Here is a 25607-nt window from a genome sequence, read left to right as displayed (position 1 = left end):
ACCAGGTCAGACTGCGTTTCGAGCTCGAAAGCATCACAGAGAATACGACCTTCGTCCATCGCAAGCCTTACGGGGCACAATAACATTTTCATGCACCTGGGTGCACCCCCGGTGCATGGGAGACTGCGTTGAGGCTTTATGTTGCAGCCATTCCGCACCGTGCATCTTGTGATTGCTGATTTGCGTGCGGCCGGGCCGTGCATCTCTGCCGCGGATTCTCAGGGGCGGTAGCCGAGCAGAAAGCGCCGGTACTGCCCCAATGCCATCAGCGGCCAATAGTGCCGGTAGTAGTGGTACTTGAGATAGAAGACGCGCGGGAAGCCTGTCCCGGTCCACTCATCCTCTTGCCAGGTCCCTTCCGTCGTCTGCCGCTCGAGGAGATACTCGATGCCGCGGCGCACGGCAGGGCCGTTCCCTTCCCCTGCCGCCAGCAGGCCGATCACCGCCCACGCAGTCTGAGAAGCGGTGGAAGGCCCCAGGCCTTTCCTCGACGGGTCATCGTAGGTATCACAGCGTTCGCCCCAGCCGCCGTCGGGCAACTGCACCGACATGAGCCAGTCGACCGCTTTCCTGACATATGGCTGCGACATATCCTCGCCGATGAGACCGAGCCCCCGAAGCACCTGGGGCGTGCCATACAGGTAGTTGACGCCCCAGCGTCCGAACCAGCTGCCGTCCTTGCGCTGATCTTTTTTCAGGAAATTAATGGCGCGCGCGATGATCGGATGCTGCGGATTGTAGGTCGACGGCGCGATGGTGGCGAGCATCTCCAGAGTGCGCGAGGTGATGTCGGCGGTAGTAGGATCGATCATCGCATTGTGATCCGCGAAGGGGACTTTGGTGAGGAAGGCTTTGTCGTTGTCCCGGTCGAAGCTGGCCCAGCCGCCATCCTCGTTCTGCATGCCGCGGCACCAGATGAGCCCGCGCGCGATGGCTTCGTCGACCTCCTGACGCAGGCTCGGAGGGGACGCCCATCGGAGCGCCATCATCACCATGATTGTATCATCGACGTCCGGGTAAAACTCGTTGGCAAACTCGAAATACCAGCCTCCCGGCGGGGCGGGATTTTTAATATGCCAGTCGCCCGGGCGCTTGACCTCCTTCGAAAGCAGCCAGTCCACCGCCTTGCGGATCGCCTCCCCCTCCGGATCCACCCCGGCTTGGAGCAGAGCGTAGGCCGAAATGGAAGTGTCCCAGACGGGAGAATGGCAGGGTTGAATGCGAATGGAATCGTCGCTGGGATCGTGGATTTCGAGCGCATCCAACTCACGCAGACCCTCGGCCATCAACGGATGATCGTCCGGGTAGCCGAGAACCTTGAGCGCCATGACGCTGTTCATCATCGCGGGGAGGATCGAACCCAGGCCGCCCGAGGCCTCGAAACGCTCGACCATCCACCTTTCGGCTTTTTTCAGAGCCGCGCGGCGGGCAGCTTTGATCGGAAACCTTTCGGCGATCTTGAGCGCCTTGTCGGTCAGGAGAAAGAAATTCGTCCAGGAAAGAGCCTCCCTGGTGCGCGGCATGCTCAAGTCCGCATGGGCGCGGCCGCCTACGAAAAGCTCGTCCACATGGCATTCGGGGGGCAGGGGGCAGACGGGCTTCAGCGCATAGATCACCGACAGCGACACGAAAATCGCGCGCGACCAGGAGGACATTTCATAGATATTGATCGGTGCAATGGAGGGAATGAACATCATCTCCGGCGGGATCGCCGGCACATGCTCCCAATCATATTGATCAAACCAGGCCAGATGAAACTTGGTATAGGTGTTGGCCTTGGTAGCTCCCCCGAGCCGGAGGATCGCATCGCGGGACCGCTTCATGTCCGGCTCGTCGGCCGGCACTCCGGCCACCTTGAGAGCGAAATAGCTCAGCACCGAAACTGAAATCTCGATCGGCCCATGAGCATAAATGGACCATCCTCCCTCGGGCAGCATCGCTTCGCGGATCACCTTGGCATATTTCGGCACGCGGCCATCGTCGCGCTTGCCGAAGAAGGATCGGAAAAGTATGAAGTAGCTCTCCAGCGTGGTATCGGCTTCCAGTTCGGCCACCCAGTATCCTTCCGGGTGTTGGCGATCCTTGAGCCATTTGCTGCTTTGGGCGATGGCAGATTCGACCAAGCCCAGAGAAGGAGTCGGCATACCCCGAAAACTCAGCGCAGATTCGCTGCGGCGCGGGTACACCCCCGGCGGCAGGTGAAAGGTCAGGTTCGGAATTCCGTCCCCCGTCATGCTCATCGCAGCTTGCCGGCTGAATCCCGGCACTCCGGCAAGCAATTCGCGCAGGCGCGCGCGCCAGATGCTCCCGTGGCCTGAGGCCGGACTCCCCCGCCTCTTGGCCGATATTGCCGCGTCGTCATGAAGCATGCCGGTTTTCTGCATCAGCCGTCCCCCTCCTGTACGGCAAGTGACCTGACGCCGGTTCGCCGGACAGAAAAGACCCGCCCGGCATCGCACAGGCAGAATTTACTGCGATTTTACCTCAACCGAAACATCAATGCCTTTGCGAACGCTCTGGGTGACGACGCAATAGTCCTCGAAGATGCCCAGGCAGCGCTCGATCTTGGCGGCATCGGCCCCATCGAAATCCGGCTCGATCTCGACTTTGATCTTGCCGATCCGGAGCCTTCCGGTCTCGTTGCGGGCGTACCAGACCTTGACCGAAGCGCGAATGGTCTCGATGTGGGCGTGCACCTTGCGCGCGCTGAACAGCAAGCTCGCGCTCAGGCAGCTGCCGACCGCGGCCGCCAGCAGGCGCGAAGCGTTGGGAGCCGTATCACCGCCGACGGGCGGCGGTTCGTCCATCATCAAATCCGGGTATTGCTCCTTGTCGAATTTGACACGGAACTGATAATCCTGGATCTGGTCTATGACAATCGATATCTGCGCGGGTTCGGATTCCTTGATCCCCGGCGGCACTGGTTTCATCCTCTCTACCCTCCTGCCTCTAGAGTATCATGCCTGAAGCGCAAATAACTGCATACACTGTTCGAAACTGCTCCCGACTATGGTACCTTTTCTCTGATTGGTCGCAAACAGCTACGAACACTGTCCTACGAGGAGAGATATGAAGTACGCCCTGATTTCAGCTCTGGTCCTGATGTTGGTCTCATCCTATGCGCTGGCAAGCCCCCAGGATAGCAATGAGGTGGCCGACCGGGTGGTCCGCGGTGCAGTGGTGCTGAAGGAAATCATGGATACCCCGGACAAGTCCGTTCCGCAGGATCTGCTGGACAGATGCACATGCGTGGCGGTGATCCCCGGAATGAAAAAGGGCGCCTTCTTCTTCGGCGCAAACTACGGCAAGGGTGTCATATCCTGCAGAACGGATAACGGCGACGGTCCCTGGAGCGCTCCTTCGATGCTGCTCATGAGCGGCGGCAGTTTCGGGCTGCAGATCGGCGCCCAGGCCACGGATCTGGTTCTGGTGATCATGAACACCAGCGGCATGGAAAGCCTGCTCGACAGCAAGTTCACGCTCGGAGGCGATGCTTCGGTCGCCGCCGGGCCGGTTGGGAGGAATGCGGCCGCCAAGACGGATGCTTTCATGGGAGCCAAGATCCTGGCCTACTCGCGTTCCAAAGGGGCTTTCGCTGGCCTGAGCCTGAACGGCGAGGTTGTCCGTGCCGACCAGAACGCCAACTTCGTCTTGTACAAGAAGCAGCTCGCCCCCAGGGAAATCCTGTTTCATCGCCTTGCGGAAGTCCCCAGAGACGCCAAGATCTTCATGGACGAGTTAACCAAGATCAGCCCCAAACAGCAGAAGTAGCGCGCCCGAGGGACAGTCGGTCGAAAGGAGCTGGTGAAGGGCACGATCCAGCGATTCTGTGGCAACCACAGGACCGCGGTTCCAGTGGTAAGACGATCCCCTCAACCACATTGACTCCGCCGCAGTTATTTGTTAGGTTTAACCGCCGTCCGTAACCGGGTTCTCGGCAGAGTGTCAGTGCTCTTGCTCCTCAGTAGCTCAATGGTAGAGCATTCGGCTGTTAACCGAAGGGTTGTAGGTTCGAGTCCTACCTGAGGAGCCAAATAAATCAATTACTTGCAGCCGGTAAGAAATCCTCAAAACAGAGGAAAACGCATCTTATGGGGACTTTTGTGGGGAAGCTCTCGCAGAAATCGCCATTTTAGGACGCCGCTTTCTTGGCTGCCGGCATTTCAACCGGCCGCCTGCCGATCGCCTCAACTGCCTTCCGTTTCGCATCGGTCCTGATGTGGGCATAGTGGCTGAGCATCGTCAGGGAAACGTAACCGGCAATCGCCATGATCGTTTCTTCCAATGCCCCGCTTTCGCACAGGCTTGTTATCGTCGTCAAGGCTTCAGTTTGAAAGCCGTTGTGCCTAAAGGAACGAAGGTTGCTACGGGTTCCGATGCCGATATCTGGATTTTGGAGATAGCTGCAATCCCACCCCTTGTCCGGCATCAACGTATACCAGAACAGTTCCGATGCGTCGCAAACCAGTCGAGCACACGCGCTTCAAATTCACGGCCCGCGGCGTTGAACGCACCAATATGACCGGCATTGGGCACCTTCCACAACTTAATGGCGACAGGGTTTTGGGCAGCGATCATCTCGGATTGTTGGAATGGGATACTGGTATCCGTCAATCCATGAATGAGCAGAATGGGCACCCGGCTTCCTGCAACCGACATCTATGGCGAGAACAATGCAAAACGCGACATAATAGCCTACGCATCGCAGAACGACACCTCTGGTTCGCATTGGTTTTACCTCAACATCTTGTACGCAATATATTCCGCTGATGTTCACATGAACAGCGACTATTTGATTCTATTGAGATAAGACACCAGGAAGAGCCCTTCGGCAAATCTGTAGCGGACTTCTCATGATCAACGAGTGAGCTCGTCAAGGGAGACACGAACAGGGGTCTTCACTCTGCAGACGCCGTGATGAGCGCCGTAACCCTATCCCCTCCCCTCAGTACCTGTTCCCCGGCATAGGCGGGATCAGGAAGCACACGCCAGCAGACCCGCCAGAATCAGGTGGAGCTATTCCAGTGAGTGAAATTGCCGCTGGCGTCCGTATTCGCACTCGTCAAAAAAACCAGAGTTGCTCTGGGCTCATGCGTGCGTGAAGTTGTCCGCCTCATCGCGCATGATGCACCCGGTATTTACAGAAAGTTATTAGATAATCATAATGCCCGGCTCCATATTGTTGACCATGAGCTCAGCGGACATGAGCCCTGCCGAAAGAGAACAGGAGGGATTAGCCATGGAAACCGCCCAACTCCCAGACTACAGAGAATCACACTCAGGACCGTTTTGACTTTCCAGATGGCGCACACGTCGATGTGGCTCATCCTTGATACACCGAATCATTTCGTAAGAGTTATCCTCTCGCCCGGCGATAGCCGTACGCGATGGCACCAGTGAGAGAAGCTCTGACATCAGGGTGGCTGTTCACCTTGCTATTGGCTCTGTTGCTGGAGATCGCCCTGTTGCTCTCTCTTTCGAACCCCAAAAGATGGGTCTGGGCCCGGACGTTTATTCTTCTGATTGATGGCAGCCTGTACCTGCTCTGGATTCAGCAGTTCGACCACCCTGACATGCGATGGATAGAGAAATCCCAACTCTTTGCCATGCCCTTAGGGTTTGTGGCCTTATGGACATCCCGTAGGACATTCTCCCCTTGTGCAAGGCGTCTATTGCTGGTGCCACTCCCCTTACTACTTGCGGCATTTGCGGTATTCATCAATGGATATTCTTTCCCTCGTGGCATCGGTTGGGAGAAACTCCCAACACTCGGGTATAGGATTATAATCGACAGCCAATTCAGCTGCCCACAAGAAAGAAGTTTGCTGCTGTGCTGGACTTGCTATTCGGCAGTTGCCGCCGTCGTCCGGGTCTTTTCCAAAACGAAGCGCAGAGCAGGCAGTGGATCCGGTTCCCTGATTCGAGAATCGATTCCATCTTGCAGATTATCCATATTCCTATTATCTTATTGCCGCAGAGCTTGCCGCCGTAACACGCGGCTTCCCCCAGCTCCTGCAGAAAGGGATCATGGACAAGAGGATACTGGAACTTGCAATTGAAACACTGGCAAAGAAGAAAGCAGATATTGACGCTGAGATCGCATCGCTTCAGGCCCAATTCATAGGCGGGATCAAGCTGGAAACCGCTACCACTGCCTCAGTCAAAGGACGTAGACACAGAACCCCTGCGGAACGCAAGAGGCACTCCAAAGTCATGAAAAGAGTTTGGGCCGCACGGAAGGCCAAGGCTGCGAAGCTCACGAGTGCCAGGAAGACGGCTAAAGAAAAGCGGAAGTATGGACCACAGAGCGCGGCAGCAAGAGCCGCCATCAGCAAACGGATGCGAGCTTACTGGAAAAAGAGAAAGGCCGCGGCTGCAAAGGCCGGGAAATAAGTTTGATTCCCCCTGATCCTCCCCCGCAGCTGGCACGCCGCCTGGAACACATCCGCGGCCTTCCCCGCGAGGAGCAGGAATTTGTGATCCGCCTCCTCGATACCGTTCTTGAAAAGACCGGCAGGTCACAAAACCGCGGAGCCAGGATATAGGCCCAGAGGAGATCGTCGATCCTGGGGCTGCCCAGGGGGCGATTTCTTAGATCTCGTCACATTGGCGACCGGAAACGCCAGGAAACGCAGGATTGAGCCCTGTAATTCTCAAAAACGGGTGACGTCCCTTATTTCCAAACGGGTGACGTCCCTTATTTCCGGTTACAATTGGCGCGCACTTGCACCTGCATGATCCTTTTATCTTGGGAAGACACCTATGCGACCGATCGTGACGCAACGCAAAACCGCATTCCTTGTCTTGATGTGCCTGTCGGCCCTGCTTCCGACCTTGGGGCTGCGCAGCCAGCCGGGAAGCGCGGTCATTTTGAGCAACGCCGTATTCAACGGCCTGACGCGGATGGTCGTAACTTCCAGTGTGCCGGTGACCGGGATCGATGCGGCACACCTGGTGATCACGCGGCCGGACGGCACCCCGGTTCCTGCGGAAAAGATAACCGCAATCCATGCTTCGGCAAACACGTTATCCGTCGTGATCAGTACCGATCAATTCGCGCGCATCACTTCCCAGGGCACAACCGTCGCCACCCGGGCTTTCGGGCCCTTCAAAGCGTCCCCGCCCGTGAAAGTCCAGAGACGCGGTGAACCCGCCCTGCACGGCCGTATCATGGGCTCCAGCCAATGGACCGACGAAGGATGGAGCACAAGCAAGACCGATCCCGGTTTCATTGACCCGGTCACAGGCCAAACCGGTTTATATCGTTTCACCGATCTGACGCCCAACAGGGACGATAAAGAGCGGCCAATTATCTGGAACGACGGCAACGTGGTAACGCCTGCCCACCGGACAAAGACCATGCTGGTGCTGTTCGTCGAGTTTCCCGATCGGCTGGCAGCCGATGCCGGCGCTCCCTATGAAACCATTCCGCCCTATCTCGATTTCCTGCAGGGAGCGAGCGACTGGTTCAAGATGTCGTCCTACGGCCAGCTTCGCCTTACCTTTGCATCACCTCAGGCTGCCAATCACCTGGGGTGGATCATGATGAGCAGGAAAGCAGCCGAATACAAATGGGACGCCCAGACGCACAACATGTTCGCTTACGCCAGAGAGGCCTGCCAGCTCGCATACGACAAGTGGGAGATCAAAGCCGATGACTACGACATGCTGTTGATCATGCCGGCCAGGGGCCGGGCAGGCCTTTTCAACGGGCCCGGCAGCATCAACCGCGATCCAACGGACGGCGAACAGCCTAACACCAACCTGATCGCCTACGTCGATCGCGGCGGCAAGCCCCATTACCTCGACACCGCCATTACGGCCGGCAATGACATGTTCCGGTGGGGCTATCGCTGGCTGGTCCACGAATCAGGGCATGCCTTCGGGTTTCCGGATCTCTACATGTATGCGCCCACTGTAGCCGGCACCCGGGTCGGCTCGTTCTTCTATTGCGGCGGATGGGACATGATGGGCAACATCGCGGGGCACTCCACGGATTATCTTGCGTGGCACAAATGGAAACTGCGCTGGCTGCGCGACGACCAGGTGGATGTCATCAGTCAGTCCGCCTCAGATCCCACCATGCACTTCCTCACTCCCGTGGAAACGCCCGGGGGCAGCAAGATGGTGGTGATCCGCACCGGCCTTTCGACCGCCTATGTCGTCGAATTCCGCACCCGATTGGGAATCAATGGCCTGGAGAACAAGGGCAAGTACGCGGGCGTTCTGATCTACCGGATTGACGCCGCCAGATGGGAGTCCAGAGACATCTATCCGACTGCGCAGATTATTTCCAGGCAATACTACAGCAGCCCCGCGGTCGGCGGGCCCAAGAACGCTACCGGCGTCTGGCGGCCGATCGAGAACAATATTGCCGGGTATGATACGCCTGACTGCTGCTGGCAACCGGGGGATATTTTTTCCGATCCGGCCACCGGCGTGACCATCAAAGTGGATGACATCACAAACTGTAATGCGTCGGATCCCGCTGGCAGCGCCTATACCGCCGATGACGTTGCTGCGATCGCCGTCACCAAGACGACGAACGCCGAACTTGCCCAGAACGTCGTGCTGAGCAATGCGCGGCTGAAGGATCTTACGGATTTGTCGTTCGATACCAACGTCGAGTTGCAGCAGCGGATTCCGAATGCCAATGCAACGAACCGCGGAACTTACACCTACATCCGCGAGGATTCGATACTTAGTCCGGCCAACATTGTGATTACCAAAGCCAACGGCGCAGTCATACCGGCAGCCAAAATCGCAAGAGTGATCGTAAATCCTGCCGGCGTTCAGGTCCAACTGGCAAAAGGGGCCCTTGCAAGTGCGGCAGAGGCATCAGGCGCCACCGTCGCCACGAAGGCCTATTACTTCTTCGGCGCCGGCGCACCGGTGCGGATCAGCGTGGCCAAATGATTATGGAATGTTCCTGGTTCTGCCTCCGCCGGCTCATGCACGCGGCTCTTTGGGCATCATTGCCTCAAGGCAAGTACTGATCAGTTCAGTAGTAAGGAAACACTCGACGAAAGACTGGAAGGAAACATGCGACGATACATTTCAATCCTGACGGCATTTTTCATTTCCGGGCTTTGCTTCTTCAGCAATGCTCAAAAGGCGCAGGTGAATGCGGATTATCCGGTCCAAGCCGTTTCGCTTGCCGATGTCGATATCACCGATCAATTCTGGGCGCCGAAGCAGGAAGTGAACCGTACGGTATCCATCCAACATTGCATTCAGGAAGCTGAGAAACGGGGCGGGACGACCATTGGTGGCGGGATTCTCGAGGGCGCCGGATACATGATTGCCAAAAGAAGCGACCCCGCCTTTGAGGAATATATCAAAAAGAGAGTGGATGCCACCGTTGCACGATCGACGACCGCGAGCGGAAACGCCGGCCAGGCGATGCGCGGCGGCGGGCCGTCTCCCGAAGCTGCGGTCGCCTACTACGAGGCAACGAAGGATCGACGCCTGCTGGACCTCGCGCTAAAAGCCGCGGATGCGGCGGATGCGGCCTACGGCCCTGGGAAGAAGGGCTACATCTCCGGACACGAAGGCCAGAAGATCGGTCTCATGCGCCTCTTCAGGTTCACCGGCGATGAAAAGTATTGGCGGCTTGCCAAGTTTTTCCTCGACATCCGGGGACAGGCCGAATACCGGCAGCAGTCGGCGGGTGAATACCCCGGCGAGTTGGAATACAACCAGAACCACAAGCCCGTCCTCGAACAGACCGAAGCGGTCGGCCATTGCGTGCGCGCTATGTATCTCTACATCCCACTGACCGACATCGCGGCACTCACGGGCCTGCCGGAATATGCGAAGGCTGACGACACGCTTTGGCAGGATGTAGTTTCCCACAAGATGTACATAACCGGTGGAGTCGGCTCCATTCGGCAGCAGGAGAAATTCGGCGCGCCCTACGAACTGCCGAACGTGAGTTCCTGGCATGAAACCTGCGCCTCGTACGGGAACGTGGTCTGGAACCACCGCCTGTTCCTTCTGCACAGGGATGCGAAGTACATCGATACCATGGAACGCATCCTGTACAACGGTTTCCTCGCCGGTGTCTCACTGAAGGGAGACCGCTTTTTCTATCAGAACGTGCTGATGTCTTACGGCAATTACGAACGGTTCGACTGGATTAATGTACCGTGTTGTCCGCCAAACGTCGTGCGCCTGATGGCTTCCGTCGGCGGCTACATTTATGCCAGAACGGCAAACGAGATTTACGTCAACCTCTTTGTCGGCTCCACTGCCAAAGTGAATCTCTCAGGCACTAATGTCAGGATTACACAGGAGACGCGCTATCCCTGGGAAGGGAAGGTGCGGTTGACCGTTCATCCGGAACGAGCGGGGAATTTTGCGGTGCTGGTGCGAATCCCGGAATGGGCGCGGAACATAGCGCTGCCGAGCGACCTCTATCGATACATGGATTCGAGCGCAGAGAAACCCGCCTTGAGCGTCAACGGGGCCCCGGTTGCAATCACGTTGGAGCACGGCTACGCCCGGTTCGAGAGAACATGGAAAGCCGGTGACGTCATTGAACTCAATCTGCCGATGCCTGTGCGCCGAGTGCTGGCCCATGACCAGGTGCGGGACGATCGAGGGCGCGTGGCCTTGGAACGCGGCCCCCTCGTCTATTGTGTGGAATGGCCCGACAACGGCGGCAGCGCTTTGAATCTTGTGATTCCCGACCATTCGGTGCTCAAGGGGGAATACCGGCCCGGGTTTTTGAACGGAGTGGAGGCTATCACCGGCCGGGTGCAGGCTGTGGTCCGCGGGAAGGACGGAGTGTCAGCCAGGATCGTGCCGCACAATCTTGTGGCGATCCCATATTATTCCTGGGCCAACCGCGGCATGGGCGAGATGACCGTATGGATCGCCCGCAATGCCGGGACCGCGCGGCTCAAGCCTGTTCTGCCCAATCCCGTCGTGCGCGTAAACTCGTTTGCAGGCATCGAAAAAGCCTGGACGGGCTATGGCGATCAAAACGACGACATCTGCGCTGTTTACGACGGAGTGGAGCCGTTGAATTCCGCCGACGAGTCTCACCTCTATTTCCGCATGCGGCCTCCCGAAGGCAAGCCGGCGTGGATCGAGTATGAATTCAAGGCTCCCACGCGGATATCGTCGTCCAAGGTCTACTTTGCGGATGACAGGCGGTTCTGCCGGATGCCGAGTTCCTGGCGCATAATGTATAAGGATGGTGACGCGTGGAAGCCGGTGGCCAACACTGAGCATTATGCAGTCGAAAAGGATGCGTTCAATCAGGTTACTTACAAGCAGGTGACAACAACTGCCGTGCGCATCGAGGTCGAGCCTCAAAGCGTCCTATACAAGGGCGGCGCCGCCGGCCCGCCGGCTGCCATGAGAATCGACAAAGACAAAATCTGGCGCGAGTTTGGCATCATCGAGTGGCAAGTAAAATAATCCACTCAGATCAATATCGGGTTCAGGCGAGTATTCAAAACAAGGTCCGATTATCGGGAAAGATTTGGTGATCCTTCAGGCAGGCTACAGCAGTGGTGATTTTCCTCGACACGCTGCATCTGTCCATCTCCAGCGTGGCGCTGGTCAAGCAGTCACTCCGGCGTTTTGTGGATAAGCAGTTGACTGACCTGGACATGGTGGCCCTGGTGACGAGCGCCGGAACCCTCGGGGTCGCCGAGCAGTTTACCCGCGACCGGCAACTGCTTCGCTACGCCATCGGGCGGATCAGTTCCGGCTGAAAAGAGAGTCGGTATAGGCGGGGACCTGGGCCTATGGGGTCCGAAGACGGGCTTTTCCGATAGCTACGGCGGGAACCTCTCCTTGAACGGCTACTACAAGTTGGCTCTCGGGCCCGACAAACTCCAATCCAACCTGACTCTTGGTTACACGCGAACATTCGGCCACGATTCCGGTGCCAACTGGATCAATATGGGTGGCCGCATCGACTACTGGTTCAAGGAGAGGATGGGCCTTATGCTCGATTTCCGCGACTACCTCAAAAGGATCGATACAGGGACCGTGACTTTTAAAAGAGGGGTTACAATCAACGTCTGGGAAATCCGCATTGGTCTGATGTTCAAATAATTCGGTTAAGATTCACTGTCGGTTTTCGCGGTGAGATTCGGCGTGGTCCTGGCGTTCCGGCTTTACCGGGATATTCGTATTCTGCGGCATTTCTCCTGCTACGCAGCCCCCGGGCGAGTTTGCAGGCTCGGGGCTTGGGTTTTTCTGCACTCAATCAACCGGGTACCTCATAAGCGCCAGCTGTTTTGCCTGGAAGTATGCAAAAATTCAGTATCCTGCCAGGTGATCTGAACTCGGCAATGCCCTGCGTTTTCAAGGATCAAGCACAAGAAGAGAGAAATAGGGAATATTGGCAGAAGCGAGACGCCAGGCTACAACCCATCGGTTTTCTCCCAAACAACTGAAGGCATGAGCATGGTGGTGTGAAACGGTGTGACAAGTAACAGATACTGATGGATTCTCAGTGACATCAATCGACATTTCCGCAATCTTCGCTGTGGTTCTCACGGGTGCTATGCGGTGTGTTATTATCGGTTTAGTGATCAATGCAGACAACCATCGACATCCACGTAACTTATTGATTCTGATCCTGTTAACCGAAGGCCTGTAGGTTCGAGCCCTACCTGAGGAGCCAATCCCCTCCTTTTTCTCGTCCAGGAGTCTACAATCTGCGTATATTCATAGGGATTCGCATGAAGTCCGTCTGCGCCTGTCGCCAGGTGCCGCCCGCGGCAGGAGATGCGAATCGACTTATGCCAGGAATTGGAGCAACCTGGCTCTGAGCAGACCGTCTGGTCCTGATCGCGTTGACACCTCGCCGTTGGTCGCGGTTGAACCGAAATGACGAAATTCATGCCGGTCTCCAGGTTGACGAGGTATGGGCTGCTTTCTGCCATAGTAATCCTCTGTCTTGCATCGGCGCTGTGGCGATCCAGGGAAAGAGCCGGAGTACCAGGCACGCCGACAGAAAGTGCAAGGCCGCAGCAGCCCCGCACCCGATCCGGTGAGATAGGCCCACCTGCAGATGCCTCAGCGGAGATACAGCCGGCTTCGGCGGCGTTGCCGGGCGCCCTCCGCCCATCCATGGCGCCTGTCCCGGTTCGGACTGCCGGTTCCCAAATGGGACCGCATATTGCCGTCGCTGACCGGGTGAGTGTAGAAATACGCATCCTGGACCGGGACTCCCAACAACCGGTCACCGCCGGCTGGGTCACCCTTGCTGGGCTGCCTCCCAAATCCGCAGCGCTATCAAGAGAGATCGGTGCAGGCGGCTACATACGCCTGCTGGTCGACCCCGGCAACTACATGCTTCGGGCAGAGTGCCCCGGATACTTTAAATGCGAGGATACGATCCAGGCAGAAACCGGTTCGGGCCGCCTGCAGAAAACGATTCAACTGACCAAGGCAGCGGTGCTTCGGGGGATAGTGAGGAATTCAACAGGCGAACCGCAGCCGGGTGTGAACATCATCGTTTTCCAGGAGCCATCCATGTTCCGCACGGACACCGGAGCCGGGGGAAGGTTTGAAAAGGAGGTACGGGTGCAGGAAATCGACAGGATTTCTGCACTAAGGCCTCCACATCCGATGGCTGTATTGGGACCAATCCACGTTAATTGGGGCAGCGATGTATATGTGGAACTCACCCTCCCTGAGTATCTGCAGGTACGAAGACTGACCGGAAGAGTTCTCGACGTCGAGCGCAACCCTGTAAGCGCAGCTTCAGTGTCGATACAGACGCCCTCAAAAATCAACCCGGCCGTTATGGGCAGATTCTGGCTGGGAGGTCCATGGTTGTACCCATCAGCCAAATCTGACGCACAGGGCAATTTTTCATTGGAGGCGCTGCCTCAACGCGAGGCATTGTTGCAGGTTCAGGCCGACGGCTTTGAGCCGTACAGAGAAACACTGGATACGAGAATGGACACTGAGAAATACGTATTTCTCAAGCGACCGCAGATTTTCAGCGTCGTGGTCCTTGATGCACAAGGGCAAGTTCGCAATGGCATGAAAGCCGTCGGCGAGACGGAGGATGACCACATAGTGCTCTATCCGGCGGCCACTGAGGGCGAGTATTATTCCGTCCAGTATCCATTCAGGATCTACGCCGAAGGGCTCCTCACCAACCAGGGTATCACGCAAAGCAAATGGATCGAGAGGTATCAAAGACAGGTCGTGCTCGTGCTCGGGCGCGGGAAAATCATCGGTATCGTGACCGACGAGGATCGAAATCCTGTCAAGGATTTCAATATCTATGTTCGAGAGGCGGGGGATGCCTCTTTTGACGGCCGGTCCGGATACGGGGTTCATTCCGAGGACGGCTCATTCATCCTGAACAACTTGCCTCCAGGTAAAGCCGTAATCCAGATCACGAGACAAACGAGGGCGGGCGCCACTTCAACGGAACTCCAGCTGGGTTCAAAGGGCATCTTCCAGGATGTCGTCGTCGAAGAGGGACGATCCGCCTTCGTGCGCGCGGTGCTTAAGGGGAAGTAAAGGTACCGGCTGAACTCGATCCAGCCAAGCTCTCAGTTGCTACCAGTCCTTTTTGAAAAGCTTGCGCAAGCTTGCTGAACCCAACAATAGCCAGATGCCGACGACAACCCTGATCGCAGATTCGACACCATAGACCGCGACATAGGGCGCAGCCTGCCTGGTCTGGGTTAACAGGTTCACGATCGTCTGCCCCAATGTGGGCATGGCGCTGTTCAGAATCAGTATTCCCGCCACGGAAAAGGCAACGCGTTGGATGACCTGCGTTGTGCTGCCCGAGAGACTCTCCGTCGATTCAGGCTCCGAAAACATGCGGGACGCAATGGCACCAGCGTAGAGCCACAGATACGCACTGAAGGATAACAGTATAAAAGCCGGAAGAAGCCCCAGGATATGGGCAAACGTGCTTCCCTGACGGATCATTGAGAGGCTGAGAAACGTGCCTGAGGTAGCCGATACCCCATGGATAAACGTATATATGCCCAACACCCTGCAACATAACTGGCCAACTTCCTGTCTTGCCATGACGCCTCCCTTTTGACTTCGATCATACATGTTTCGCCGCTCGACAGGTCTGGCCCGGACCTCCGAAATGCGTCCCATCGCCTTAAACTCGGCGATCCGACGCTGGAGAGGGAGGGCCAGCCAAACGCGACTTCAGAATCACGGCCTAACTTGAATGGTTCATGAAGCAGAACCGCACGCGCGCGAAAAACAACAAGATTGGACGTGGCTAAAGGCAGGCAGGAGCTTTTGCCGTCCTGCGGCTCGGCACAAGCTCCTGCACGCCGACCAGGACCGAACGGTCGGCGTCGGTCAGCGCATTTCCGCGTCTAAAAGTGCATTTTGGTCGCACATTGATGATTCATCCGGGCTAAGGAGCCGTCGCACTGGAGCGTTCCCGGAAGATTCCAGCCGGCCTATAAGCGCGATCCGATCCTGTTCCGGGGGACTCATGTGGGCGGATGTTCGAAGGGGCAACCAATCCTACGGGCCTGCGACGAAGCCGCCAAAAACCGCAAGGCGCCTCCTCTCGATCCAGACAGATTCCTCCTCTTCACCTCAACTCAACAGCAGGTCTAACCATGCCACACCAGGCCGGCCCTCATGAAGATGAATCATGCAGCGAACGGAGTTCAAGTGGGAGATCTCCCCGCAATGGCGCGACTCCTTGAGATTGGAGGGGCTATGCGATAGTTCCTAATAGAACGCAAGCCCGCTTAATGCTCTCGAAGGTCCTGTGCCGAACATCGGACATATCCAGTCCGCCGTAATGCCCGGCCAAAAGTTCGGTCACTTCCTGGAGGCTACGGTTGAGATTTTCGATGTACCCGAAGAGCGCTTTGACATCCCTGGGGATCAGAAATTCCTCAACACGGCCCTTGAGGCGCTTCAATTCGGCTTCCGTCATAGCTTCCTCTCACCGCCGGAACAATGTCCGAAGCACAGATGGTTACGCCTGGAATTTCATCGCTCGATCTCTTCCGGCCGGCGGCGCCGGGAGAGCCCATAACAAAACTGTATCATATCCTGGGAGACGATCAATTAAGGGAAAAGGGCCCCGCTTGCGGTAAAAAGAAAGCCACCATTGATCTGCGCGAATGGAGTTGCGCCGTCGGTATTGCCCGGAGTGGCTCTTGCGCCATGCCCCGGCTCACTTGACTGCGATGGCTGTGATTATGTGCCGGGCGAAGCGGTCGGCAAGGTCAAGAGAAGTGGCATCTACGATGATTACCAGGTTATCTTTTCTGAAACGAACGCTCCCGCGGTTGTCGTTGTATTTCCATCGATATGCCTCATCACCCAGGCCCTCCAGCTTGCCACCCCCCGAAGGCTCAATGGTCTCTCTCACCATTTTCAATAGCCTGCCGGCTTCTGGAGAAGAGGACAGGTAATAGATCGTGAGGATTGACTCATCCTTACCCGACCTCCATTTCTGAACAGCCGACCAGGAATCCGGGACCTCTTTTACCAGTTTCCAGCCTGCTTCCCTCTGCAACAACAAACGCTCGACCTTATCGGACAGTTTGCAGACAAGGGCAGTGACATCCTGTGCGGGAATCGCCGCCGGCACAAGGACCAAAAGCACCGAAAGGCAAAGGGTTCTGGTTCCTCGCATTGATTTCCTCAGCATCCGGAAAATCACCCAGCCCTAACTTTGTTTATCGGCATCCATGCCTCCAACTATCAGTAGAAGCTGGCTCCTTTGTCGTCGAACACCCTTTCACCCACCGTGGCCCTCCTTGACCCGCAGAGCAGCCGAGGCGCAGAATTAGGTTGGTTCGGGTGGCGGATCCCTTCTCGAGGGGTTCCTGGATAAATCGCGAATCCGAGACGATTTCCAGGTGAATGGCAAGAAAATGTGGTGGGTGTTCGGAATTACAGTTTACCTTGTTCTATTGACTCTGGGAATTTTGTTTATTCAGGGAGCAAACAAGCTGAAAGATCCGATCCAGGAACCCAGAGAACTCGAAGTCGAACACTCCCGCGCCCGGGCATCCCAGGCTGGAGTTTCTCTGCAGCTTCCTCTCCCCTTTGCGCCGCCGCATCAGCCTGACCTCTTTTACGCCCGCATCAGCCTGGCCGCCGTTGTCATAAACAAGATCTCGGGCATGATCTCTCACGTGCTGGGATCATAGACCTTCTGCTCGTCTTGGGATCAACCGGGGCGATGAACATCATCCCGGAATTCAGGCATTGAATGCTGTCGGAGATCCGTGCACAAAAAAACGGCACTCGCAGCGACTTCCTGAGAGTGCCGTTGTGGGCGAGCGAGGCATACTGTCCTCCGCCCGCCCTCAAATTCTTCGTCAGTTTCACGTGTCCCCCGCCTGCAACAGAAGCAGCTCTCGCTGCCCATCAGGCGGGGAGCACGCGCCTCGTCTCTTGCAAAGCACCATGCCACCGGGTCGAGTACGTAACAGCCAGTACCCGCGAGGAGCGACGCGGGTACAGGAACTGGTCAGGCACAGCCTGCTAATCAAAGAGCAATATTCGAACCAGAAGCATGCGAGGCAGGGTCGAGGCAGGAGCAGCTTCTGTAAGACTAATGCTTGCCGAGGATAGCCGGGCCAACATTCTGGCTGAAAGGGGAGTGTCACGATTGGACACAGGGGCTCACCGGGCCAGAGTGTAAAGAGGGCCGACAGTCGATTCCTCGTGAAAATTGCTGTTCGTGTCGGGGTGTGCTTGATATTTCAGGGGTTATTGTTCCGGATATTCAGGTAGAGTGATCGTAAGGCTTTCCGACACTCTCCCTTCCTAGGAGCGTGGCCCTGCTTTGTGGTATTCTCGGCGCTCGCGCATCAGCGATCGTTGATCCAAACGGGATCCTGCTCCGGAAATTCTATGGAAAAGCAAAAGATCAACGCAGCGGACGCAGAGGGGAGAAGAGAGTACGTAGCTGAGGCTGTAGGTGCTCTACGCTCTCTGCCCGCCCCGGCGGCCTCGGCATCAAGTCTTTTTGGTCAAGGTAACCAAAGCAACAGCCCCATTGGGAGTTTGACATGGTAACGGCTTCTGCCGCGACTGCACGAGAAGTCGGCACGGACAGCCCGCAACGCTTTCCGATCCGCATCTGGCTGATTTCGTTCGCCGGATGGATGTTCGACTTCTATGACCTGGTCCTGTTCTCGTTTCTGCTCATTCCGATCGGGCAAGAGTTGCACCTGGGCGAATCGCAGCAAGCGGTCCTGCTCGGCGTTGCGCTGGGCGGGTCAGGAGTTGGCGGCATCATGTTTGGCTATCTCTCCGACCTGTTCGGCCGGAAGCGGATCATGACCTGGACCATCCTCCTGTATTCCCTGGGGACGGCACTGACTGCATTCGCAACGGGTCCGTTCAGCCTGTTGGCGTTCCGGGTTCTGACCGGGCTCGGCGTAGGCGGAGAATGGGCCGTGGGACATGCGCTTCTGGCGGAATCCTCACCTCAGCGCATGAGAGGCCGGGCATCGGCGCTTCTCCAGGCGGGCGAGCCGGTCGGGGTTGCACTGGCCGCCACGGCAGGACTGCTTGTGGCGCCTCTCATCGGATGGCGCGCCGTGTTTTTGATCTCCTCTGCTTCCGCCGGTATCGCACTCATCGTGCGCCAGCATTTGCCTGAATCGTCTCTGTGGAACAAACAGAAGGAGGAGAGCCTGTCCCCGCTGGCTGCGATGGGACGGATTGCCCGCCTGCACCTGGTGAGCCCGCTCATCAAGGCGTGGATTCTCGGAGTTTTCAAGCTGGGGACCTATTGGACCTGCTACACCTGGCTGCCGAAATTCCTCCAGAACCAGCTGCACCAGACGATCGGCCGGTCGACGTTGTGGATTCTGACCGCTCAACTGGGGCAGCTCCTGGGCATGATGGCATTCGGTCTCGCGTCCGACCGCTACGGCCGGCGCCGGGCCTTCACCGTTTATTCCCTCCTGACAGCAGCGGCACTGTATCCGCTCGCATTTCACTGGGAAGCGGTGCTGCCTTATCCGTTGCTGTTTTGGAGCATGATGTTCGCTCTCGGCCTGGGATCGGGTTGCACCGCGGGATTCGGCGCGCTCCTCGCGGAGCTGTTCCCCACCGAGATCCGGAACTTCGCCATGGGTGCTGCATACAACTGCGCCCGAGGCGTCCAGTTCTTTGCGCCCATCGTTGTCAGCATGTTCGTCGCATCCTATGGTCTCAAGGGTGGACTTGGCGTGCCGATCGTCCTGGCTCTCTCGACGGCAACCTGGGTGTGGACCCTACCCGAGACCCGCGCGCGCGACCTGGCCAGAGTCGCCAAGAATTCCGCGTGATGAAGCCCCGCGTCGCGGAGTAGTCGCCGGCAAAAAATCTCAACCCGGAGGGCGCGGAAACTGCAAAGGTCTTGTTCGTCTTGATTACCGGGTGAGGCAGCATTTCTTGTATTTGCGGCCGCTGCCACAGGGGCAAGGGTCGTTGCGGCCCGCGTCGGGGTAGCGCTGCGCGACCGTTGCCCGTGCCAGTTGCGTCAGCGGTTCGTGTGGCCGCCCGTCGCGCTCAAGAGACGCCAGCCTGATCAGGTAGGGCAGGCTATGCGTGAAAAAGCGTTTCAATCCCGCACATAAATAGTTCAGTCCGGCTTCCCCGTCCGGAGTGACGAGGAACCGGTCTTTCGGGCAGCCGCCGTTGCACATGGGCCGGACCGCGCACACCTGACAATAGCGGGGCAGCGCATCTTTTTTGGCCTGGCCGAAACTCCTCTGCGCCGGGCTCTCGAGCAGTTCGACCAGAGAGGTTTCGCGGATGTTCCCCAGTCGATGCTGCGGGTCGACGAAGTGATCACAGCTAAAGAAATCGCCGTTGTGTTCGAGAACCGGGATTTCACCGCAGGTCTCCCGAAAAATGCACAATGAATGATCCAGGCCCCGGGCCGGCCTGGTCGCTTCTTCGAACAGCTGCACCGTAATGCGTCCAACATCCTGTCGCATCCACTCGTCGAAGATCGTGCAGAGAAACGTGCCATAGGCCTCCGCCGGCACTGTGTGGGGGCTCACTCCACCCTCGGCATCCGGGCGCTGCTCAACCACAGGAAGGAATCCGATGTATTGGCCTCCAATCTCCTTGAAGAACCGGTACACCTGAGTGGGGTAATGGACGTTGCAGTCATTCACCACACAAAGGATGTCGCACGTGATCTGGTGCCGGCGCAAAAGCCTGAACGCGCGCAGCGTCTGCCTGTGCGACGGCTTCCCGCCCCGGGTCACGCGGTATCGGTCGTGCATCTCCCGCGGGCCGTCCAGGCTCAGGCCGATGCCAAAGCCCTCTGTGGCGAGAAACCGGCACCATTCCTCATCGAGGAGGATCCCGTTGGTCTGCATGCCATTGGTGATACGCCGGTCAGGGGGCCTGTGCTTGCGCTGCAGCGCGACGATCCTGCGGAAGTAGTCCAATCCCAGAACGGTCGGCTCGCCGCCGTGCCAGGAAAAGCTGATTACCGGACCGGGAGACGCCTCGATGTGTTGGACGATGTAGTCCTCCAGAAGCCCGTCGGGCATCCGGAAGGACTCACCCGCAGGGTAGAGGTGCTCCTTTTTCAGGTAATAGCAATAACGGCAATCCAGGTTGCAGATCGCGCCCATCGGCTTGGCAAAAACCTGAAATTCGCGCGAAGCCTTGATCACCGGTTCATCCTCCACTATGGGAGATGGTATACATTCCGGTCTTAAATTCAACCATGGAGACCCCCATGGCTGCATAGCCGATAGCAAAAAACCTCAACGCAGAGGGCGTGGAGACCGCAGAGGAATACGACAAAATCGACACCCGCAGGCATCCTCCGCGCTCTGGGTTGAGGTCTACGTCGCACCGTACTCCCAGTACCTGTTTTTGTTCTTGTTTCCGCCTCGCTCTCGCGCTAGAGATAGATGACTACGATTTTGCACCTCACATAAACATAAAAGGCAGGATTACATGGACCAGAAAATTGTTGAGCTCTACGACCGATTCACCAATGGGGACATGAGCCGCCGGAGTTTCCTTGATCGCCTCGCACAGCTCGCGGGCGGAACGGCGGCGGCGCTTGCGCTGATGCCGGTGCTCGAGACCAATTATGCCCAGGCGCAGATGATTTCCGAGAACGACGACCGCCTGGCCATTGCGCGCGTGGAATATGAAGCCGGCGGCACAAAAATCAGCGGCTATCTGGCGCGGCTCAAAGGCGGCCAGAAGCGGCCGGCCGTCATCGTCATTCATGAGAATCGCGGCCTCAACCCGCACATCCAGGACGTTGCACGGCGTCTGGCGGTTGAGGGTTTCCTTGCGTTTGCTCCCGACTTGCTGTCGCCCCTGGGCGGCACGCCTCCGGATGACACCAAGGCGAGCCAGATGATACGCACGCTGAATGCCGACGAGACCGTCGCGCGCCTCGCCGCCGCAGTGCCCTTTCTCGCACGCCATGCGGAGTCTACGGGGAAAGTCGGCGCCGTGGGCTTCTGTTGGGGCGGGGGCATGGCCAACCGGCTCGCGGCTGCCGGAACTTCGCTGAATGCCAGCGTGCCATATTACGGCGCTCAACTTCCCGCTGCGGAGGTCCCGAAAATCACGGCGCCGCTTCTGCTCCAGTATGCCTCGCTCGACCAGCGCATCAACGCGGGCATCGCCGACTACGAAGCCGCGCTCAAGACCAACAAGAAAGTTTACGAACTGAACATGTACGAGGGTGCAAACCACGCCTTCAATAACGACACGAACGCCGGGAGCTACAACAAGGCGGCAGCGACTCTCGCCTGGAGCCGCACGATCGCATTCCTGAAAAAATATCTGACCTGACAAAGGTCCGCCGCGAACTGCACGGATAGCAATCGTTCACGGTCATGAAAATTTCCGGATGGAGGACACATGATTCGCTACCTACGTTTTTCACGCATTCTCCCCGCAATGCTGCTGTTCACTCTCGCATTAGTTTTCGCATCGGCAGCCGGTGCCCAAACCAGGCTGCTCCGTTTCCCGGCGATCCACGGCGACAAAGTCGCATTCACATATGCGGGGGACATCTGGATTGCACCTGTGACCGGCGGCACGGCCACCCGCCTCACGGCGCATCCCGGCATGGAACTCTTCGCCAGGTTTTCTCCCGACGGCAAATGGATCGCCTTCACCGGCCAGTACGACGGAGACGAGCAGGTGTACGTCGTACCCGCCACCGGCGGCGCGCCCAGGCAGCTCACCTACTACCCTGCCCGCGGCCCGCTGGCCCCACGCTGGGGCTGGGACAACCAGATCTATGGCTGGACCAACGACGGCAAGTCGATCCTCTTCCGGTCGCTCCGGGATTCCTGGACACTCGGCTCGCAGCATCTTTACACCGTGCCGATGACAGGCGGACCATCGGAGGTATTGCCGATGCCCGAATCGGGCGCCGGTGATTTCTCACCTGATGGCACCAAAATCGTCTACTCGCCCCGATTCCGCGATTTTCGCCCTGAAAAGCGATACAGCGGCGGCCAAGTCAATGACTTGTGGCTTTTCGATCTGAAAACGAACGACGCCAAGCGGATCATCTCCAGCCCGCGCGCCAATCGTGACCCCATGTGGATCAGCAACACGATCTACTTCACATCCGACCGCGACGGGACCTTCAATATCTATGCCTATGACCTCTCAAGCGGCAGGATCACCCAGGTCACCAGCAGCAAGGTATGGGATGTCCGCTGGCCCAGCTCGGATCATGCCGGCCGCATCGTGTACGAGCTCGACGGCGAGTTGCAGATCCTCGATACCAGGACGGGCAAGAGCGCACCGATTTCGATCACCGTGCCGGACGACGGGCTGTGGAAGCGCCCGTCGCGGGTATCAGCGGCAAATCAGATGGAGGATTTCGAACTGAGCCCGAAAGGCGAGCGGGCGCTTTTCAGCGCGCGCGGCGATGTTTTCACCGCACCCATCGAGAAGGGTCCCACACGCAATCTGACGAATTCCTCCGGCGCGCATGACAAGTGGGCGCGCTGGTCCCCCGACGGCTCAAAAATCGCCTTCATCTCCGACACGACTGGAGAAGAGGAGCTTTACGTCATCGCCCAGGACGGCTCCGGCAAGCCCGAGCAGCTTACCAGCGGCGGCAAGGCCATGCGCTATCAGCCTGAGTGGTCCCCCGACAGCAGGCGCATCGCCTTCAGCGACAAGGACGGCAAGGTGTATGTTTACTCGTTCGATGACAGGAAGCTCAGCCAGATTGTCGATGCGCGGCGCGGCCAGGTACGTGATTACACGTGGTCGCCGCGCAGCCACTATCTCTCGTTCAGCATGGCCGGCACGAACAATTTCAGTTCGATCTACATCTGGAGCGAAAGGGACGGCCAGGTCCGGAAGATCACCGACGAACTCTTCAATGCCGAGAATCCGGCCTGGGATCCGGACGGCAACTACCTCTTTTATCTGAGCGACCGCGAGTTTGCGCCCCAGATCTCGACCGCCGAGTTCAACTACGCAACCAACCGGACGACGGCTATCTTCGCGCTGGCACTGCGCAAGGACGTGAAGCATCCATTCCCGCCGGAAAGTGATGAAGTGAGCGCGGCGAAGGAGGTGGCTTCAAAACCCGAGGAGGGCAAGCCGTCCGATATGACGATTGACTTCGATGGGCTCGCCCTGCGGGTGGCCCGCATGCCGGTAGAGGCCGATAATTACGGCGGCCTCAGCGCGAAGAAAGGCCACCTGCTCTACGTGGCGGGGCCGGCCTTCTACTATGGCCGGCAGCCCGACCGCAGAGCGGCATTGCGGATCTTCTCCATCAGGGACCGCAAGGAAACCACGCTCGTCGACGACGTCGGCGGCTACGCGCTCTCTTCGGACGGATCCAAAGTCATGGCGCGCTCGGGCCCGTCGTTTGTCGTGTTCGACGCCACCCCCACCGGTGCCGGCGCGAAGAAGACCGTGTCCACTGCCGGCCTGATGGTCGATCGCGTGCCGGTCGAGGAGTGGAATCAGATCTTCAACGAGGTCTGGCGCCGTTACCGCGACTGGTTCTATGTCGAGAACATGCACGGCTACGACTGGGAGGCGCTGCGCAAGCAATATGCGCCACTGCTGCAGTATGTGGCGCATCGTTCCGACCTCAACTATGTGATCAGCGAGATGATCTCGGAGCTGACCATTCAGCATACCTATATCGAAGGGGGTGACTTCCTGATTCCCCCGCGGCCGAGAGTCGCTCTCGCCGGCGCCCGTTTCGTGCTGGACAAGCAGACAGGCCGCTACCGCATCAGCAAGATCTTCGCCGGCCAGAACGAGGAGGAAGTCTACCGCGCGCCTCTCACCGAGATCGGCGTCAATGTTTCGCCCGGCGATTACCTGCTCGCCATCGACGGTGTGGAGCTGAGCGCAACCGAGGATCCTTACCGCCAGCTCCGCAACAAGGCCGATCGGCCCGTCCAGTTCACAGTGAACTCCCAGCCGGTCACGGACGGCGCCCGGACGATTACCTTTAATCCGCTCACCAGCGAAGAGAAACTGATCTACCTCGACTGGATCACGGGGAACCGCAAACGGGTGACCGAACTCTCCGGCGGGCGCATCGGCTATCTGCACGTTCCCGACATGGGAGCCCCAGGCATCTATGAGTTCATCAAGTGGTACTACGGCCAACTGGACAAGGAAGCCCTCATCGTCGACGAACGCGCCAACGGCGGGGGAAACGTGTCGCGCATGCTGATCGAGCGCCTGGCCCGGAAATGGCTGGGCCTCAACTACAGCCGGACCAGCGATCAAGCCGCCACCTATCCCGACGGCGTGTTCATCGGGCCCAAAGTCGCCCTCCTCAACGAGTATGCGGGCTCCGACGGCGACATCTTCCCGGCGATGTTCCGCGAGGCGGGCCTCGGGCCGCTCATCGGCCGCCGCTCGTGGGGCGGTGTCGTCGGCATCTCGGGCCGCGGTCCGCTCATCGACGGCGGTTCGATCTCCGTACCCGAATCGGGCTTCGCCAGCACCAAAGGCGAATGGATCATCGAAGGCCACGGCGTTGATCCCGATATCGATGTGGAGAACGATCCCAAATCGGTCATCGAAGGCAAGGACCCTCAACTCGAGCGCGCCGTCGCTGAGTTGATGAAAAAGCTCCAGGCAGCTCCGGTGAAGCTGCCGCCCAAACCGGCGGGACCCATCAAGACCGAAAAGAAGTAGTTTGCCGGGCTGTCGAGACAACGGTGAAGGCCACCGCAGGGCGTGGCCGCATCCCAGGAATCTGAACGCCGTCCCCCATGCGCCATAGCGCACCCTGTGACGCATGAAAAGCTCATGTTATCCGGTTGGTGAACGTCGGTATCGGGATCGGTATCGCAATCACTATCGCGGTCGCTATCGGCTTTTGCAGGCCAAGAGTTCCGATGGCGATGACGACTGCGATCCCGATACCGATTCCGATACGAATGGCGCTTAAATAAGGGTGATTGGAATCGTCTTGAGCGTACCAGGAGCAAGGGCTTAAGCCCCAAAAGGGGCGTCCGCAGTCCGCAGCCCAGGGCGTGAGCCCTGGGAATGGAGGGCTATTAACAAAGAGAGCCCTGCAAGGGCGATGCTAGGTCCCTGTAATCGGGGCATTGCAGGCGTTTCTGCATCGCCCTTACAGGGCTCATCCATCATTTGCGTCTTATCCCAGGGCTTGCGCC

19 protein-coding genes and 1 tRNA gene are annotated in these 25607 nt (G+C 58.0%); 12 read left to right on the top strand and 8 right to left on the bottom strand.

The window, feature by feature from the left end; genetic code table 11:
* Positions 1 to 218: 218 nt before the first annotated feature.
* Both shc and LAP85_19770 read right to left on the bottom strand, forming a co-directional pair.
* Positions 219 to 2144: a squalene--hopene cyclase gene (shc, locus tag LAP85_19775; protein MBZ5498641.1), complete on the bottom strand. Its 1926-nt coding sequence runs from the start codon at positions 2142 to 2144 to the stop codon at positions 219 to 221.
* Positions 2145 to 2468: 324 nt separating this feature from the next.
* Positions 2469 to 2930 (bottom strand): OsmC family protein, encoded by a 462-nt coding sequence (locus LAP85_19770; GenBank protein MBZ5498640.1) that lies wholly within the window; start codon positions 2928 to 2930, stop codon positions 2469 to 2471.
* Between the two features lie 139 nt (positions 2931 to 3069).
* Here LAP85_19770 and LAP85_19765 point away from each other — a divergent pair, with 139 nt between their 5' ends.
* A complete protein-coding gene (locus LAP85_19765) occupies positions 3070 to 3771 on the top strand; it encodes a lipid-binding SYLF domain-containing protein (GenBank protein MBZ5498639.1) in 702 nt (233 codons plus the stop codon).
* A 187-nt stretch (positions 3772 to 3958) separates the two neighbouring features.
* Positions 3959 to 4033: transfer RNA gene (locus tag LAP85_19760), tRNA-Asn, on the top strand.
* Between the two features lie 99 nt (positions 4034 to 4132).
* Here LAP85_19760 and LAP85_19755 read toward each other — a convergent pair.
* Positions 4133 to 4270: a hypothetical protein gene (locus LAP85_19755; GenBank protein ID MBZ5498638.1), complete on the bottom strand. Its 138-nt coding sequence runs from the start codon at positions 4268 to 4270 to the stop codon at positions 4133 to 4135.
* A gap of 158 nt (positions 4271 to 4428) precedes the next feature.
* Entirely contained in the window at positions 4429 to 4638 is a 210-nt protein-coding gene (locus LAP85_19750; protein MBZ5498637.1) for a S9 family peptidase, read from the bottom strand.
* Between the two features lie 1389 nt (positions 4639 to 6027).
* Between LAP85_19750 and LAP85_19745 the strand changes: the two genes are divergently transcribed.
* The 6 genes from LAP85_19745 (at position 6028) to LAP85_19720 (ending at position 14505) form a co-directional block, all read left to right on the top strand.
* Positions 6028 to 6393 (top strand): hypothetical protein, encoded by a 366-nt coding sequence (locus tag LAP85_19745; GenBank protein MBZ5498636.1) that lies wholly within the window; start codon positions 6028 to 6030, stop codon positions 6391 to 6393.
* 369 nt (positions 6394 to 6762) lie between these two features.
* Entirely contained in the window at positions 6763 to 8916 is a 2154-nt protein-coding gene (locus tag LAP85_19740) for a hypothetical protein (GenBank protein ID MBZ5498635.1), read from the top strand.
* A 126-nt stretch (positions 8917 to 9042) separates the two neighbouring features.
* Positions 9043 to 11427 carry a glycoside hydrolase family 127 protein gene (locus tag LAP85_19735; GenBank protein MBZ5498634.1) on the top strand — a complete coding sequence of 795 codons (2385 nt, stop codon included), beginning with the start codon at positions 9043 to 9045 and terminating at the stop codon, positions 11425 to 11427.
* Positions 11428 to 11519: 92 nt separating this feature from the next.
* Entirely contained in the window at positions 11520 to 11726 is a 207-nt protein-coding gene (locus LAP85_19730; protein ID MBZ5498633.1) for a hypothetical protein, read from the top strand.
* Between the two features lie 82 nt (positions 11727 to 11808).
* Positions 11809 to 12072, top strand: a complete 264-nt coding sequence (locus tag LAP85_19725) for a hypothetical protein (GenBank protein ID MBZ5498632.1) — start codon at positions 11809 to 11811, stop codon at positions 12070 to 12072.
* 1059 nt (positions 12073 to 13131) lie between these two features.
* The gene (locus tag LAP85_19720) at positions 13132 to 14505 is read left to right on the top strand and encodes a carboxypeptidase-like regulatory domain-containing protein (protein ID MBZ5498631.1); all 1374 of its coding nucleotides are present in this window, start codon (positions 13132 to 13134) and stop codon (positions 14503 to 14505) included.
* Positions 14506 to 14544: 39 nt separating this feature from the next.
* Here the strand turns inward: LAP85_19720 and LAP85_19715 are convergent, their stop codons facing one another.
* The 3 genes from LAP85_19715 to LAP85_19705 form a co-directional block, all read right to left on the bottom strand.
* On the bottom strand, positions 14545 to 15027 hold the full coding sequence (locus LAP85_19715; protein MBZ5498630.1) for a hypothetical protein: 483 nt from the start codon (positions 15025 to 15027) through the stop codon (positions 14545 to 14547).
* Between the two features lie 661 nt (positions 15028 to 15688).
* Positions 15689 to 15913, bottom strand: coding sequence for a hypothetical protein (locus LAP85_19710; protein MBZ5498629.1), 225 nt, complete (start codon positions 15911 to 15913; stop codon positions 15689 to 15691).
* A gap of 243 nt (positions 15914 to 16156) precedes the next feature.
* On the bottom strand, positions 16157 to 16621 hold the full coding sequence (locus tag LAP85_19705; protein ID MBZ5498628.1) for a hypothetical protein: 465 nt from the start codon (positions 16619 to 16621) through the stop codon (positions 16157 to 16159).
* A 226-nt stretch (positions 16622 to 16847) separates the two neighbouring features.
* Between LAP85_19705 and LAP85_19700 the strand changes: the two genes are divergently transcribed.
* The gene (locus tag LAP85_19700; GenBank protein ID MBZ5498627.1) at positions 16848 to 17141 is read left to right on the top strand and encodes a hypothetical protein; all 294 of its coding nucleotides are present in this window, start codon (positions 16848 to 16850) and stop codon (positions 17139 to 17141) included.
* A gap of 867 nt (positions 17142 to 18008) precedes the next feature.
* Positions 18009 to 19277: an MFS transporter gene (locus LAP85_19695; protein ID MBZ5498626.1), complete on the top strand. Its 1269-nt coding sequence runs from the start codon at positions 18009 to 18011 to the stop codon at positions 19275 to 19277.
* A gap of 84 nt (positions 19278 to 19361) precedes the next feature.
* Here LAP85_19695 and LAP85_19690 read toward each other — a convergent pair whose 3' ends face one another.
* Entirely contained in the window at positions 19362 to 20699 is a 1338-nt protein-coding gene (locus tag LAP85_19690; protein ID MBZ5498625.1) for an anaerobic sulfatase maturase, read from the bottom strand.
* 214 nt (positions 20700 to 20913) lie between these two features.
* Between LAP85_19690 and LAP85_19685 the strand changes: the two genes are divergently transcribed.
* Together LAP85_19685 and LAP85_19680 are read left to right on the top strand one after the other, a co-directional pair.
* The gene (locus LAP85_19685) at positions 20914 to 21771 is read left to right on the top strand and encodes a dienelactone hydrolase family protein (GenBank protein ID MBZ5498624.1); all 858 of its coding nucleotides are present in this window, start codon (positions 20914 to 20916) and stop codon (positions 21769 to 21771) included.
* Between the two features lie 69 nt (positions 21772 to 21840).
* Positions 21841 to 25122, top strand: coding sequence for a PDZ domain-containing protein (locus tag LAP85_19680; protein ID MBZ5498623.1), 3282 nt, complete (start codon positions 21841 to 21843; stop codon positions 25120 to 25122).
* The last annotated feature ends 485 nt before the right edge of the window (positions 25123 to 25607 follow it).

The sequence above is a fragment of the Terriglobia bacterium genome (assembly GCA_020072565.1).
Lineage (GTDB): Bacteria > Acidobacteriota > UBA6911 > UBA6911 > UBA6911 > JAFNAG01.
This window is presented reverse-complemented; position numbering and strand designations above follow the sequence as displayed.

Bases quoted from the DNA above. Each gene is read 5' to 3' on its own strand.
- shc (MBZ5498641.1), bottom strand. From the start codon at position 2,144: ATGCCGACTCCTTCTCTGGGCTTGGTCGAATCTGCCATCGCCCAAAGC.
- LAP85_19770 (MBZ5498640.1), bottom strand. From the start codon at position 2,930: ATGAAACCAGTGCCGCCGGGGATCAAGGAATCCGAACCCGCGCAGATA.
- LAP85_19765 (MBZ5498639.1), top strand. From the start codon at position 3,070: ATGAAGTACGCCCTGATTTCAGCTCTGGTCCTGATGTTGGTCTCATCC.
- LAP85_19755 (MBZ5498638.1), bottom strand. From the start codon at position 4,270: ATGGCGATTGCCGGTTACGTTTCCCTGACGATGCTCAGCCACTATGCC.
- LAP85_19745 (MBZ5498636.1), top strand. From the start codon at position 6,028: ATGGACAAGAGGATACTGGAACTTGCAATTGAAACACTGGCAAAGAAG.
- LAP85_19740 (MBZ5498635.1), top strand. From the start codon at position 6,763: ATGCGACCGATCGTGACGCAACGCAAAACCGCATTCCTTGTCTTGATG.
- LAP85_19735 (MBZ5498634.1), top strand. From the start codon at position 9,043: ATGCGACGATACATTTCAATCCTGACGGCATTTTTCATTTCCGGGCTT.
- LAP85_19720 (MBZ5498631.1), top strand. From the start codon at position 13,132: ATGGGACCGCATATTGCCGTCGCTGACCGGGTGAGTGTAGAAATACGC.
- LAP85_19715 (MBZ5498630.1), bottom strand. From the start codon at position 15,027: ATGGCAAGACAGGAAGTTGGCCAGTTATGTTGCAGGGTGTTGGGCATA.
- LAP85_19710 (MBZ5498629.1), bottom strand. From the start codon at position 15,913: ATGACGGAAGCCGAATTGAAGCGCCTCAAGGGCCGTGTTGAGGAATTT.
- LAP85_19705 (MBZ5498628.1), bottom strand. From the start codon at position 16,621: ATGCGAGGAACCAGAACCCTTTGCCTTTCGGTGCTTTTGGTCCTTGTG.
- LAP85_19695 (MBZ5498626.1), top strand. From the start codon at position 18,009: ATGGTAACGGCTTCTGCCGCGACTGCACGAGAAGTCGGCACGGACAGC.
- LAP85_19690 (MBZ5498625.1), bottom strand. From the start codon at position 20,699: ATGCAGCCATGGGGGTCTCCATGGTTGAATTTAAGACCGGAATGTATA.
- LAP85_19685 (MBZ5498624.1), top strand. From the start codon at position 20,914: ATGGACCAGAAAATTGTTGAGCTCTACGACCGATTCACCAATGGGGAC.
- LAP85_19680 (MBZ5498623.1), top strand. From the start codon at position 21,841: ATGATTCGCTACCTACGTTTTTCACGCATTCTCCCCGCAATGCTGCTG.